Genomic DNA, 13,954 nt, shown 5'->3' on the forward strand with positions numbered 1-13,954 from the left:
AAACCGGACATTTCTATTTTGCAGAAAACCGGACATTTCTATTTAGCGTTGACACCCAATGTCGTGAGGGGGCGGCAATGGGTGAAGTAGAAACGGATATCCTGGAGAGCATTTTGGCTTGCACCGACACTAAAGCGCCGCATAAACTGTCCGGTCAAAGCGCTATTCATGTTGCATGGACGAGCAAATACCCGACTGTTGTTCCAAGCGCATCAACTTCTTGCGGTTGCCCTTGGCCGAGTCGCGCACCCGAAAGCGCACGCTGTTTCCATCCATGCCGAGAATGTGCTCATTGGAGATCACCACCCGGTGCATATAGCGACCGAGATATTCCAGCACCTGCGCCGGGCCATCCAAAGCCTGTTTGGCATAAACCACCCAGAGCATTATTAATGCTTCCCTACATGAATTACCTTCTCGGTCTCTTCGGTGGGGTAATTATTGCACTGTTGTATAGATTGAATTATGTAGTTGATAGCAGCCATAAACCGCTAGCGGCGATGATGGCGCCCAGCATTTGCGGCAGACGCACAAAACGGGCACGAGTGGCAATGCCGACCACGATACCTGCGAGATGGAGAGCGACGGTTGCGGCAAGAAAACCCAGTGCATATGCTTCCGCTTCGGTAGCTCCGGACATTTCCAATCCATGGGCGTAGCCATGAAAAAAACCGAACAAGGCGGCGATCGCAACGCCGAGCCGTGCAGAAAGTTTCAGCGAGAGTGCGGTGATCATTCCCAGCACCAACACCGAAGCAGCGATGCCTGATTCAATCAGTGGTAGATACGGATACATTAGCGCACACTTTGCGCCAACCACCATCATCAACATGAAAGCGGCGGGCAACAGCCCTATTTTCCGGCCGCCATTTTGTGCTGCCCACAGGCCCACGGCAACCATGGCGAGCAGATGATCAAACCCTCTGAACGGATGCATCAGGCCAGCGCTCAATCCTGAAACATCATGGCCGGGATGGGCGAAGGCAGCGCTGCTAATGCCAAGCAGAATGAACGAAATCAGAAACTGTGCGGTCGGCTTTTTCATCACTATTCTCATCCTCTGCGGATTCAAGTTTCAGCTGCAACAATATTGAATTGTAGCCGCATTATGCAAAATTCAGCATCCAGAATGTTTTTCCAGCGCTGATTAAAGCGATGCAAGGCAAGGAATATCCTGAAATGCAATGACTGCAAGATTGGCAGGTTAATTTGGTGCTATTCTGAATATTATGGATGATGCGCATTTTACTGCACCTATTGCCCGGCATATTTGGGATGTCAAATACCGCTATCGCGAGGCAGCTGAGGTGTATGACGCTACCATCGCCGACACTTGGCGACGTATCTCACACGCGCTGGCTGCAGCGGACAGCGATAAAGAACTTTGGCAGGGGCGTTTTTATGACATCCTGCAAGACTTCAAATTTCTGCCGGGCGGCCGCATCCAGGCCGGGGCCGGCATTTCGCACAAGGTTACCCTGTTTAATTGCTTTGTCATGGGCGCCATCGCCGATTCGATGGACGGCATCTTTGACGCGCTGAAGGAAGGTGCACTTACCTTGCAGCAAGGCGGCGGGGTCGGTTATGATTTTTCTACATTGCGGCCGCGGGGTGTCCAAGCTTATGGCGTGGGTTCGGTGGCCTCGGGGCCCGTCTCTTTCATGCGCATCTGGGACAGTATGTGCGCCACCATCCTTTCCACCGGTGCGCGGCGTGGCGCCATGATGGGGACGCTGCGTTGCGATCATCCCGACATTGAGGAATTCATCTCCGCCAAGCTTGATCCCAACCAACTGCGGCATTTCAATATCTCGGTGCTGGCAAGCGATGACTTCATGACCGCAGTCCGCAATGACGCGGACTGGCCGCTGCTGTTTCCCGCCGACGTGTGCGGCGGCGGGGAAGTGTTGCTGCGCAGCTGGCCGGGATATGCCGAGCCGGTTCCGTGCAAAATACACAAGCGTGTCAGTGCCCGCGGGTTATGGGAAAAGATCATGCGTGCCACCTATGCCTGCGCCGAGCCCGGTGTGCTGTTCATTGATCGCATCAACCGGCTCAACAATCTTTATTACTGCGAGCGAATTAGCGCGACCAATCCTTGCGCTGAGGTGCCGCTGCCTCCTTATGGCGCCTGCAACCTTGGCTCCATCAACCTCACTCAATTCATCCGTGAGCCTTTTACCGGGCAAGCACGTCTGGATCTGGAGGCGGTAGGCGAGACCGCGCGAGTCGCCGTGCGGCTGCTGGATAATGTCATTGACGTCTCGCTCTTTCCTTTGCCAAGCCAGGCTGCTCAGGCACAAGGATCGCGGCGTATCGGTCTGGGGTTTACCGGCCTGGCCGATGCATTGCTGATGCTGAACAGCCGTTATGGTAGTGACGAATCATTGGAGATTGCGCAAACCGTGATGCAAACCATTTGTCATGCCGCCTATCGTGCTTCGATTGAGATCGCCCGGGAGAAAGGGTCATTTCCGTTGTTCGACAAGGAGAAATATCTTGCCGGTGAATTCGTGCGCACCCTGCCCGCCGAGATACGCAACGGCATTGCGCAATACGGCATCCGCAATAGCCATCTCACTGCCATCGCACCCACCGGTACTATCAGCCTCTTGGCCAATAACATTTCGAGCGGTCTGGAACCGGTGTTCGATAGCGAATTCACGCGTCGGGTACTGGAGCCGGATGGATGCTATGCGCAATATCAGGTAGTCGATTATGCGGTAGCACGGTGGCGCGCCGCAGGTAATGCCGATTCCCTGCCGCCGTCTTTCGTTGATGCCCGCCATCTCTCGCCCGCCGCTCACTTGGCTATGCAGGCGGCCATTCAACCGTATGTAGATCAGGCTATATCCAAGACCATCAACGTGCCAGAGAATTTTGAGTTCGCTGCATTCCGTGATCTTTATCAGCTTGCCTACGATCAGGGATTGAAAGGTTGCACCACTTTTCGCCCCAATCCGGTAACCGGCGAGGTCTTGCGCGGGATCGAAGAAGGGATCGAAGAAGGGCTGGTGGCGTCACATTGCTGCAGTGTGGAACGTGATGCGGATTGAAATAGAATTTTTTTGTCGGCCCGCAAGATTACCGGCCGGATAGCATCCAGCGTATTGCGCAACCAGCAATCGAGTGACCGTCCGTTGGGAGTTGACGTCCATCCGGTCTGTGGCTAGACTGAATTCAAGGGGTGTTTGAAATTCTTGGTCCCCGTCCGTTGCTAATTAATGGAAAACCGCATCGCATGACAGCCAACATCATCAACAAGTCAGCGTTCAGCCCCGGGATAACGCCGAACATGGGCGATTATGCACAAATGTGTGCCGGATTTTCCTGGGAGACTGCGGCTCAGAATTTGACGGGGCTGCCCGATGGTCGCGGCATCAATATTGCCCACGAAGCGGTTGATCGTCACGCGCAGGGACCGCGGGCGCAGCAGCTCGCATTACGCTGGCTGGGCAAAGCAGGCGCTACGCGGGATTTCAGCTACCGCGATCTTGCTGAGCAGACCAGCCGTTTTGCGAATGTACTTGCCGGTCTCGGGGTGCAGCCGGGCGAGCGGGTATTCGTGCTTGCCGGTCGAATTCCGGAGCTCTATATTGCGGTGCTGGGGGCGCTTAAGCAGCGCTGTGTAGTATGCCCCCTGTTTTCGGCATTCGGTCCGGAACCGATCCATACGCGCCTCACGCTGGGTGGCGGCAGCGTGCTGGTGACGACTGCGAGCCTGTACCAAAAAAAGATCGCAGACCTACGCGTGCGGCTGCCACAATTAAAACATGCACTGCTGGTGCGTGACGATGCTGATCCGGCTGATATCCCCGACACGCTGGATCTTGCCGATCTGATGCGTGAAGCAAGTGCAACCTTTGTAATCGGCCCCACGGCTGCTGATGATCCGGCGCTGTTGCATTTCACCAGTGGCACCACCGGCAAACCTAAAGGTGCGGTGCATGTGCATGGCGCAGTCGTTGCCCATGATGTGACCGGCAAGCTTGCGCTCGACTTTCATGCCGACGACGTGTTCTGGTGCACGGCCGATCCGGGCTGGGTCACCGGCACTTCGTATGGAATCATCTCGCCGCTTACCAACGGCATTAGCAGCATTGTCGACGAGGGGGATTTCGATGCTGACCGCTGGTATCGCATCCTTGCGGAGCAGAAAGTCAGTGTCTGGTATACCGCGCCGACCGCTGTCCGCATGATGATGAAGGGTGGCACGGAATTGGTGCGTCAGCATGATTTCCCGCAGCTGCGGTTCATTGCGAGCGTCGGTGAGCCGCTGAATCCGCAGGCTGTCAGGTGGGGGCTGGATGCATTCGGACTGCCGATCCATGACAACTGGTGGCAAACCGAGACCGGCGGCATCATGATCGCAAACTACGCGGCGATGGATATCAAACCCGGCTCTATGGGCAAGCCGCTGCCGGGTATTGAGGCCGCGATTGTCAAACGTTGCGGAGAGGATGCGGTCGAGGTCATCGCTGCGCCGGATGTCGAAGGCGAGCTCGCGTTGAGGCGCGGCTGGCCGTCGATGTTTCGCGGCTATCTCAACGAGGATGAGCGCTATCGCAAATGCTTCGTGGGGGAATGGTACTTGAGCGGGGATCTTGCCAAGCGCGACGTGGACGGCTATTTCTGGTTCATCGGCCGCGCCGATGACGTGATCAAATCATCGGGACATCTGATCGGCCCGTTCGAAGTCGAAAGCGCGCTGATGGAGCATCCGGCGGTCGCTGAAGCCGGTGTCATCGGCAAGCCCGATCCGATGCAGTTTGAAACGGTGAAGGCCTTCGTCGCGCTCAAGCCCGGATATGTGCCGAGCGAGGCTTTGCGGCGCGAGTTGCTCGGCTTCGCGCGCAAGCGGCTGGGCGCGGCGGTCGCCCCCAAGGAGATTGATTTTATCGAAAATCTGCCAAAAACGCGTAGCGGCAAAATCATGCGCAGGTTGCTCAAGGCACGCGAGCTCGGGCTACCCGAAGGCGACACTTCGACGCTGGAGAGCGGCGCATGACACCCGATCCAGAGCTCGCGCGCAAATTACTCCACGGGATGGTGCGCATACGCCGTTTCGAGGAAAAATCAGCCGAACTCTACAGCGCGGGCAAAATCCGCGGCTTCCTGCATCTGTACATCGGTGAGGAGGCGGTCGCTGCCGGGGTCATGCAGGCTTTGCGGCCGGAGGATGCGGTATTTGCCACGTACCGGGAACACGGCCATGCGCTGGCGCGCGGTCTTTCCGCGGGGGCCATCATGGCGGAGATGTACGGCAAGGTAGAGGGCTGTTCGCGCGGACGCGGCGGTTCGATGCACCTGTTCGATGCGGCAGCGAAATTCTATGGCGGTAACGCGATAGTCGGCGGCGGATTGCCGCTGACGGTCGGTTATGCACTCGCGCAGAAGATGCAGCAGCGCACCGGGCTGGCTGCGTGTTTCTTCGGTGAGGGCGCGGTCGCCGAAGGCGAATTCCACGAATCGATGAATCTGGCCTCGTTGTGGAATGTGCCGGCATTATTCCTGTGCGAGAATAATCTTTACGCGATGGGCACCGCGCTTGAGCGTTCTGAAGCCGATACCGACCTGGTCGAGAAAGCAGCGAGTTACCGGGTGCAGGGAAAAAGCGTGGATGGCATGGATGTGCTCGCGGTTCTGGAAGCTGCGCAGCAGGCAGCGCAGTTCGTGCGTGACGGCAACGGCCCGTATTTCCTTGAATTTCGTACTTATCGCTTTCGCGCGCATTCGATGTTCGATCCCGAACTTTATCGCAGCAAGGAAGAAGTCGAGCGCTGGAAACAGCGCTGTCCGATCGCGGGATTCAGCGCGCGTGCAATACGCGAGGGATGGCTCACGCCGGAGATGATAGCTGCAATCGAGGCTGAGGTCGCGCGCGAAATCGCGCAGGCCGTCGAATTTGCCGAAGCCGGGACCTGGGAGTCGGTGGAGATGCTCACCCGCGATGTGTATACCGCACGGGGGCAAACAGAATGAGTGACGCGACCAAGGCTGTTGTCACCACCACTTATCGCGCGGCGCTGAACATGGCGCTGCGTGAAGCACTGCAGCGCGACCCGCGCGTATTCCTGATGGGCGAGGATGTAGGTCGCTATGGCGGCACTTATGCGGTGAGCAAGGGTCTGCTTGAAGAGTTCGGCGAGGAGCGCGTCCGCGACACGCCGCTGTCCGAATCGGCTTTCGTTGGTGCCGGCATTGGCGCCGCATTGAACGGCATGCTGCCGATCGTCGAAGTCATGACCTGCAACTTCAGCCTGCTCGCGCTCGACCAGATCCTCAACAATGCGGCGACCCTGCGCCACATGTCGGGCGGACAGTTCAGCATTCCGCTGGTGATCCGCATGGCCACCGGTGCCGGCAGACAGCTTGCAGCGCAGCACTCGCACAGTTTCGAAGGATGGTATGCGCATATTCCCGGTATCAGGGTGGTGACGCCGGCAACGCTCGAGGATGCGCGCGGCATGCTGTGGACGGCACTGATGGATCCGGATCCCGTCATCATGTTCGAGAATGCATTGCTGTATAACCTCGAGGGCGAGCTTGCAGCCGACGCCGGCGCAGTCGATATCGACCGTGCGGCGGTGCGCCGTGCGGGTAGCGATCTCACGCTGGTGACCTACGGCGGCTGCCTGTACAAGACGTTGCAGGCGGCGGAACGCCTTGCTGCACAGAATATCAGTGCCGAAGTGATCGATTTGCGCACGCTGCGGCCGCTCGACATGGCGACCGTTCTGGTTTCACTGGCGAAGACGCACCGCATGGTGATCGTCGACGAAGGCTGGAAGAGCGGCAGTCTGGCGGCTGAAATCATGGCGCGCGTGATGGAGCAGGCATTCTATGAGCTCGATGCGCCGATCGAACGCGTATGCAGCGCCGAGGTGCCGATACCCTACGCGCGGCATCTGGAACAGGCTGCAATTCCGCAGGTTGATACGATCTTCGCAGCGGCGCTCCGCACGGTGAACCAGCATGTATGAATTTAGAATGCCCTCGCTCGGGGCGGACATGGAAGCGGGCACGCTGGTCGAGTGGCTGGTCAAGCCCGGCGATGAAGTGCAGCGCGGACAGGTCGTTGCGGTGGTCGAAACCCAGAAGGGTGCCGTTGACGTCGAGATTTGGGAAGCCGGAACGGTCGACAAACTCGTGGTGGAAACGGGCAAGAAGGTTCCGGTGGGCGAGCTTCTCGCGCTGCTGCGCGTCGCGGGCGAGTCTGCGGCTGAAATACCTGAAATACCTGAAATACCTGAAATACCTGAAATACCTGAGACACCCGGGATGCCAGGAGTGACACGCATTGAGACAGCACCCACCATCGCCGCTACCGGCTCGCCACGCGTCGAAACGGCGCCTGTGTATATGGCAACCTCAGCCCGCTTGCGGATTTCGCCTTCAGCACGCAAGCTCGCCGAAGAGCTGGGTGTCGATATCGCATCGGTGCAAACGGCGGAGCCAGGTGCAGTGATTTCGCGGGCCGACATCGAGCGTGCCGCCCAGGCAAAAACAAAAACGATGTCACCAGCCACCACCAAGGCCGCAGCCCCGGACTGGCATGCGCAGATGCGCATAGCAATCGCTGCGGCGATGTCGCGCTCGAAGCGCGAGATACCCCATTACTATCTTGCCACCGACATTGACATGAGTGCCGTCAGCGCCTGGCTCGTTGCCGAGAATCTCAAGCGGGATGTGGCACAACGGCTGCTGCCGGTCGTTCCGTGCATGAAAGCAGTGGCGCTCGCGCTGCGCGAGGTACCAGAACTCAACGGATTCTGGATCGACGGCGCGTTGCGGCCGTCAGCGGCGGTGCACCTCGGCATGGCGATTGCGATGCGCGGCGGCGGCTTGGTCGCACCCGCAATTCACGATGCCGATAAGAAAAGCCTCGACCAATTGATGGCAGACTTGCGTGATCTCATCACCCGCGTGCGCAGCGGCAGATTGCGCAGCTCCGAGATGAGCGATCCCACCGTGACATTCACCAATCTGGGTGAGCAGGGTGTCGAAGGTGTGTTCGGCGTGATCTATCCGCCGCAAGTTGCGATCATCGGCCTGGGCAAGATAACCGAGCGGCCGTGGGTCGAAGACGGTGCAGTCGTGGTGCGCAAAGTTGCCACCGCCACACTCGCGGCCGATCATCGTGCCAGCGATGGCCACCGTGGCGGGTTGTTTCTTGCTGCACTCGGCAGGCTGCTGCAGGAACCGGAGAGATTGCGATGACCTCACGCAGCCGCGAGGAACTTCAGAACGCTATCTTCGATGCGCTCGGCGCCGTTGCGCCGGAGATGGATTCAAACGCAATCGTGCCGGAGCGTCCGCTGCGTGAGCAGATCGACATAGACTCGTTTGATTTTCTCAACTTCATTATCCGGTTGCACGAAATTCTCGGCATCGATATTCCCGAGAAGGATTATGCAGAACTGCTCACATTGAATAGCGCAGTTGAGTATCTGGCACGTCGCTGTGCGTCGCACCAGTAAATCGCGCCGAAGCAGACAAGGAGCCGGGAACCGCAGAGTTGGATATTTTCGCTTAGCTCGGTCGGCAGCGGCACTTCTTGGGTTGTTTGTTTCAAAGATAGTTATCGCTGCCCTGTTTGGCAGGCAACCGGATGGGCAATGTTCGAACACTGGACGCTGGGACTAGAGAGGCAGGGAGAGGATTCTTACAGTCTCGATAGTTTATTAGGGCGCGTCGTAGCTTCGTACTATCAGTTTAATAAAGCCCTCCCGATATGTTATGGGAGGGCAGAACCTGAGGTGCAAACTTTCAGCATCGACTTTTGTCCAGCCTATGCGCCGTCTACTTTTCTATGCCCCGGATGAGTCATCTCTTGAGGTTTGGGTGTAGGCGCATTAGGATCAGCGTACCCCGTTTCTGTAGCCGAATCAATCGAATCAATAGGATGCTTAGGATGAATGACTCCCTGAGCTCCTCCAGGACCAGCTTGCGAAACTCCATGCGGATCAAACGCTTTATAATAATTAAAGCTCTTTGTTGATCCGTTGTCATTAGCAGCATGCGCAAATGTAGCACCCAATGCAAAACAGGAAACAACAGCAAAATTAATAATAATTTTATTCATGATTAGCTCCTTAATTAAAATTTATGAGTATCGTTGAGCAGGTGCGCAAGCTACTGCATTCCCACAGGCTAATAATAAGTTGGTAACTATAAAAAGTAAATAAGCAGATTCCTTATTTTTGGCTAATGGAATCCTTAAGTTCAGTTATTCATTGAAACGAATGTCATTAATTGATTTAGAAATTTAGAAATAGATTTCATTAGCTCTGTATCAAGCGCAGTTCATTTTTTGACCACCGCATAGCGATCCAGCGTTTTCAGGCGTGCCAGGTCGTGCATGACAATCGGTGCCGGATAGTTTTCACCCAAAGCGATGCCAGCCTTTATCCGTTCTGCTTCAGAGAGCAGCCAGGGTGAATGAATACGCTTGGCATCAAGCTTTGCCAATTGTGGCAGATAGCGCCGTATAAACTTTCCTTCAGCATCGAATTTTTCTGATTGTGTGACCGGATTGAAGATCCGAAAATAAGGCTGGGCATCGCAACCGGACGAGGCGGTCCACTGCCAACCACCATTATTCGCGGCCAGGTCAAAATCGTTCAACTTCAGCGCGAAATATTGTTCCCCGCGGCGCCAGTCGATGCCCAGATCCTTGATCAGAAAGCACGCAGTCACCATGCGCAACCGGTTGTGCATATAGCCGGTCTGATTCAGCTGAAGCATTGATGCATCAACCAATGGATACCCGGTGCATCCCTCGCACCAGGCTTTGAAGGCCACATCCGCCGCGGGGCCGGATTCCCATCGAATACGGTCGTATTGCGGCTTGAATGCACGCTGCACAATATGCGGGTGCTGGTACAGGATCATGAAGTAGAAGTCACGCCACACCAGTTCCGACAGCCAGGTCATGGCACCGTCACCGCCTTGGCCTGATGCGATCGCATGCATTGCATGACGCGCCAGTGCACGAATTGATATCGTACCAAAGCGCAGATGTACCGAAAGATAGGATGGCCCTTTGACTGCCGGGAAATCACGCACATCGCGATAGTTTTTCATGCGCGGCAAAAAATCATCCAGCAATGCCTGCGCGCCTTGCATTCCTGGCGTAATATTCAGCTCCGACAAATTGGTTGTTTCAAACCCCATGGCTGTCAGCGAGGGCATCGGTGAGATTTTAACGGGCACGGTCAGTGTGCCTTGCCCTGACCTGGTGTCGTGGGGTGCCAGGCAGGAGAGATCGAATGATCCAGCTGCAGACTGAAATTTCTTCAGCCAGACATTCTTGTAAAGGGTAAAAACCGAGAACGGTTTGCCGGCCAGCGACAGCACTTCATCTTTTTCGAAAATAACCTGATCCTTATAGCTATGTCAAGCGCGACCGACGGCCTTAAGATTTTTTTCTACTGCGCTGTCGCGTGTGATTGCCTGCGGTTCGTAGTCATGGTTGACGAATACCGCATCAATGCCAAGTTCTTGCGCAAGTTCAGGTATGACGGAAACCGAATCTGCATGGCGCACAATCAGGGCGCCGCCGCGCCTCTTCAATTCATTATCGAGCGATTGCAGGCTGGCGTGGATAAAGTCCACCCGTCGATCCGCTCGCGCACCACAAGATAAAAGCGGATCCAGGATTCGTTTATCAAAAATGAAAGTACAAAACACTAGGCGGCTCTCTTTGAGCGCGTGATGCAGGGCGGCGTGGTCATCACAGCGCAAATCGCGGCGAAACCAGACGAGTGATTTGTCGTAACGTGGCATGAGCTAGGTTCAAGGTTGGCTGGTATCGCAACATGAAGTTGTTGGTTTGCCATCATGCCTTCAAGCCACATCAATCGCAAATCCAAGCTGCCAAAGCTTATAAAATGATCCGCAAACCCGTGCAGTGTTCAGCCATCATCAATCTGTTCGCCATCCTGTGCACCTGCTGGGTTTGATGAACCGCACCGAGTAGAATACCGACATGCGTAAATTTATCGAAAAATATACAGGAAAAAACTCAGCTAACACCCTATTACGCTGCGTTATTGAGCACAGCTAAACCACACGAACTTATGATAACTTCAAAACAGTGGCATATCTTTAGTGCCGCACCTCACCGCGTTATGTTCTTCGGCGGCGCACTGCAAGCACTCGCCGTGATGATGTGGTTGATGACTGAATTGCTGACAAGCCATGGTGTGCTCTGGCATCCCATACCTTGGGCAATTGCACCCAGTGCCGCACATGCATGGTTGATGATCTACGGCCTGTTTCCGTTTTTCATGTTCGGCTTTCTGATGACTACGTTTCCACGCTGGATGAAAGGCAGCGAAATTCCGCCGCATCGATATGTGCCCGCCTTTGTGCTGCTCATGCTAGGGGCTGTCAGTTTCTATATCGGGCTTTTGATTAGTCATACCATATTGATTGTTGCCATTTTCAGCACGCTATCGGGATGGATATTGGCACTGTATGCACTGTTGCGCGTATTGCTTGACACGTCACACCAAAACAAACGTCACCCGCAACTCATTTTCATCGCACTGAGCCTGGGTTGGTGCGGCCTCGTCGCCTACCTCATCTGGTTATTGGGTGACAACCCAGCGTGGTTGCGATTCTCTATTCAAGGAGGGCTGTGGCTATTCCTGTTGCCGGTATTTGCCAGTGTTGCGCACCGCATGATTCCATTTTTCACCGCCAGTGCGCTGACGCATAACTATATCCCGAGTCCGCATTGGTCTTGGTGGGTCATGTTGGCTGCCAGCGCGGGGCATGGCCTGCTGCAACTCAATGATGCCTCCGCTTGGCTTTGGCTATGCGACGCGCCACTGGCTATCGTGGCACTCCATTTGACGCACAGCTGGGGATTGCGCCGCAGCCTAAAAATCCCGCTGCTGGGCGTATTGCATATCGGGTTTGCCTGGCTCGGCATCGCCATGCTGCTGTTCACCGTGCAAAGTTTTGTGCTATTCATCAGCCATGGCAATACCGTTATCTGGGGGCTTGCACCCTTGCATGCACTGACCATAGGCTGCTTCTCCACGTTGCTGATCGGCATGGCCACACGCGTCACACTTGGTCATTCTGGGTTGCCGATGAAAGTGGGTAACCCGATCAATTTAATGTTTATGGGATTGCAGCTTGTCGCCGTGCTGCGCGTGCTGGCGGACATGTTGCCGATGCAAGCTGGCCACTGGCTGTATGTCGCTGCTGGAGCAGTCTGGCTGGCGTGTTTTGGGTCTTGGGTGGTGCGCTATTTACCCGTCTACTGGCGACCACGCACCGATGGCCGGCCCGGTTGAGCTGCACCAACAACATATCGCTTACATATCAACTATATGCAGCGCTCAAATTTTTTACTCGTGCCTTGTCTTGCCTAGAAACTTGAATTTTTAGAGGCGCTCTAAACTCACCATGCCTGTTTCCCTCACCCCAACCCTCTCCCGGTGGGATGACGGAGCTTTCAAGCCGTTTTCTGGTAAAGATACTTCTGGAAGCCGCTGAACACCTTGCCGATCTCCTCCGGCTTGCCTAGATCAGCCACGGCATCCGCAATTGAATCGTGATACTTCAGGCACAGCAGCGGCTTCAGCATTGCCAAGTCGAGTTCCTCCACGCCGACGCTGACGTAGTGCGAGAGCACGAAGTCGACCGGTGGATACTCGCCGAAATACCCCTCGACAGGCTCGGGGACCGATCTGCCCCGTGACAATTGTTTGAGGAGATCGATGCTACCTTTGGTCAGCGCGATCTTTTTCTGTCTGCCCAACACTGGAACAGACACAACGAAAAGCCCATCCGGCGCTAATTATCTTTCTGCACGCATCTCAGGAAGGCAAACCGACACCCGAGCAAGCAGCACAGATTGAAGAGGCCGATAAGCAAGGACGACCGGTGACAGTGATTAGTTTTGTGAGCGCCGAAGATTTATTCCCTGGCTTTAAAGGATTGCCGCCCGAGCGATAATTGACGCAACACACGAACAAGCCGCCGCCGCTAAAGATAAGGTTAAGTGAGCGTTTGCTTTTACATTTGCATGGATGTACATATCGAAAAAAAAGGTCGCTGTTCAGTTGGTGAATGCTTGGCGAATAGCTCTTTCATCGGGCAATTCGCTTACATGCCAACGTATGAGCTCTATTCCCGCAGCGGACAGCGCCTTCTCCTTCTTTGCATCGGCCTCAATGCGTGATGCTTTCTCGTGTGTTTTGTCATCAAGCTCCACGGCGGCAATGATAGATGAGTCCTTGAGACATACGATAAAATCGATGCTCATGCGGTTGATGCGGTTGTTCCACTTGAGGAAGTTAACCCCATTTTTCACTCCGAGTACCTGGGATAGTTGCACTTGTGCTAACACAATACACTGAGGCAGAGCTGCGACAAGACGATGATAAAGAATCTGCTCTGGCTCTGTAAGTGGTTTTTTTGCATAAAATGGCCAGGCTACATTGCTTTCATCAGCAGGCTTGCGCCTTTTTATAAAGGCAAGAATAGTTGCAGTAAGTTGCGCCTTCACTGTGAGATATCCTCCATGATGTAAAACGACCTTTACTAACTAAAGTTAAGTATCGCATCAACATTGAAAAATGTTAAATACAGAATTAAAACTTATGTTGACGTGGGGCTCGACCGAATACTTGAATATGACACTAAAAGGATAGCGGCTACTATTGTCCAAGCTTTAATTGCAAATTAAGAGATTGTCTTCCGTCGCACAAGGCGAAGCTGATGAGCGTAGATATAAAGTTGTTGCAACTGGACTTGCCATATTTGTTCTTTGCTCAGGCGGGATTGGAACTATTTGGTTTCAACCAACTATAGCTAAAGATGTTTGGTTATTTTTGGGCCCGGTAATAACTGGTGGTTTGGCTTACCTAATGCATGGTTCTAGCAGACTGTCGGACTTCGAGTTTTGAAACAGCGTAACATATTGTTTTTTATG

Annotated in this window: 13 protein-coding genes and 1 pseudogene; 7 read left to right on the top strand and 7 right to left on the bottom strand. The window is 54.8% G+C overall.

The genetic code is table 11. From position 1 onward, the window contains the following. Positions 1–162 precede the first annotated feature (162 nt). Together MJ768_RS15035 and MJ768_RS15040 are read right to left on the bottom strand one after the other, a co-directional pair. Positions 163–387, bottom strand: a complete 225-nt coding sequence (locus MJ768_RS15035; RefSeq protein WP_239292881.1) for a transposase — start codon at positions 385–387, stop codon at positions 163–165. A 76-nt stretch (positions 388–463) separates the two neighbouring features. Then, the gene (locus MJ768_RS15040) at positions 464–1,045 is read right to left on the bottom strand and encodes a HupE/UreJ family protein (RefSeq protein WP_239292883.1); all 582 of its coding nucleotides are present in this window, start codon (positions 1,043–1,045) and stop codon (positions 464–466) included. A gap of 184 nt (positions 1,046–1,229) precedes the next feature. On the opposite strand from MJ768_RS15040, the gene MJ768_RS15045 reads away from it, so the two are divergent. From MJ768_RS15045 to MJ768_RS15070, 6 genes are all read left to right on the top strand, one after another. After that, positions 1,230–3,056: an adenosylcobalamin-dependent ribonucleoside-diphosphate reductase gene (locus tag MJ768_RS15045; RefSeq protein WP_239292885.1), complete on the top strand. Its 1,827-nt coding sequence runs from the start codon at positions 1,230–1,232 to the stop codon at positions 3,054–3,056. A gap of 185 nt (positions 3,057–3,241) precedes the next feature. Beyond that, positions 3,242–5,008 carry an acetate--CoA ligase gene (gene acsA, locus MJ768_RS15050; protein ID WP_239292887.1) on the top strand — a complete coding sequence of 589 codons (1,767 nt, stop codon included), beginning with the start codon at positions 3,242–3,244 and terminating at the stop codon, positions 5,006–5,008. Next, positions 5,005–5,982, top strand: coding sequence for a pyruvate dehydrogenase (acetyl-transferring) E1 component subunit alpha (pdhA, locus tag MJ768_RS15055; protein WP_239292889.1), 978 nt, complete (start codon positions 5,005–5,007; stop codon positions 5,980–5,982). Before acsA ends, pdhA begins: the two co-directional genes overlap by 4 nt. After that, entirely contained in the window at positions 5,979–6,983 is a 1,005-nt protein-coding gene (locus tag MJ768_RS15060; RefSeq protein WP_239292891.1) for an alpha-ketoacid dehydrogenase subunit beta, read from the top strand. The genes pdhA and MJ768_RS15060 overlap by 4 nt, the downstream gene beginning before the upstream one ends. Then, entirely contained in the window at positions 6,976–8,220 is a 1,245-nt protein-coding gene (locus MJ768_RS15065) for a dihydrolipoamide acetyltransferase family protein (RefSeq protein ID WP_239292893.1), read from the top strand. The genes MJ768_RS15060 and MJ768_RS15065 overlap by 8 nt, the downstream gene beginning before the upstream one ends. Then, positions 8,217–8,480: an acyl carrier protein gene (locus MJ768_RS15070; RefSeq protein ID WP_239292895.1), complete on the top strand. Its 264-nt coding sequence runs from the start codon at positions 8,217–8,219 to the stop codon at positions 8,478–8,480. The genes MJ768_RS15065 and MJ768_RS15070 overlap by 4 nt, the downstream gene beginning before the upstream one ends. A gap of 311 nt (positions 8,481–8,791) precedes the next feature. Here the strand turns inward: MJ768_RS15070 and MJ768_RS15075 are convergent, their stop codons facing one another. The 3 genes from MJ768_RS15075 to MJ768_RS15255 form a co-directional block, all read right to left on the bottom strand. Continuing rightward, on the bottom strand, positions 8,792–9,085 hold the full coding sequence (locus tag MJ768_RS15075) for a hypothetical protein (protein ID WP_239292896.1): 294 nt from the start codon (positions 9,083–9,085) through the stop codon (positions 8,792–8,794). A 221-nt stretch (positions 9,086–9,306) separates the two neighbouring features. Beyond that, positions 9,307–10,359 carry a cryptochrome/photolyase family protein gene (locus tag MJ768_RS15080; RefSeq protein ID WP_320415735.1) on the bottom strand — a complete coding sequence of 351 codons (1,053 nt, stop codon included), beginning with the start codon at positions 10,357–10,359 and terminating at the stop codon, positions 9,307–9,309. A gap of 39 nt (positions 10,360–10,398) precedes the next feature. After that, positions 10,399–10,788 carry a deoxyribodipyrimidine photo-lyase gene (locus MJ768_RS15255; protein WP_320415736.1) on the bottom strand — a complete coding sequence of 130 codons (390 nt, stop codon included), beginning with the start codon at positions 10,786–10,788 and terminating at the stop codon, positions 10,399–10,401. 293 nt (positions 10,789–11,081) lie between these two features. On the opposite strand from MJ768_RS15255, the gene MJ768_RS15085 reads away from it, so the two are divergent. Beyond that, positions 11,082–12,311 carry an NnrS family protein gene (locus MJ768_RS15085; protein WP_239292897.1) on the top strand — a complete coding sequence of 410 codons (1,230 nt, stop codon included), beginning with the start codon at positions 11,082–11,084 and terminating at the stop codon, positions 12,309–12,311. Between the two features lie 161 nt (positions 12,312–12,472). Here the strand turns inward: MJ768_RS15085 and MJ768_RS15565 are convergent. Both MJ768_RS15565 and MJ768_RS15095 read right to left on the bottom strand, forming a co-directional pair. Further along, a pseudogene (locus tag MJ768_RS15565) lies at positions 12,473–12,661 on the bottom strand (type I restriction-modification enzyme R subunit C-terminal domain-containing protein); the annotation flags it as partial. Positions 12,662–13,078: 417 nt separating this feature from the next. Then, entirely contained in the window at positions 13,079–13,528 is a 450-nt protein-coding gene (locus MJ768_RS15095) for a DUF2726 domain-containing protein (protein WP_239292899.1), read from the bottom strand. Between the last annotated feature and the right edge of the window lie 426 nt (positions 13,529–13,954).

This window comes from Candidatus Nitrotoga sp. 1052 (genome assembly GCF_927312905.1).
Taxonomy (GTDB): Bacteria; Pseudomonadota; Gammaproteobacteria; order Burkholderiales; family Gallionellaceae; genus Nitrotoga.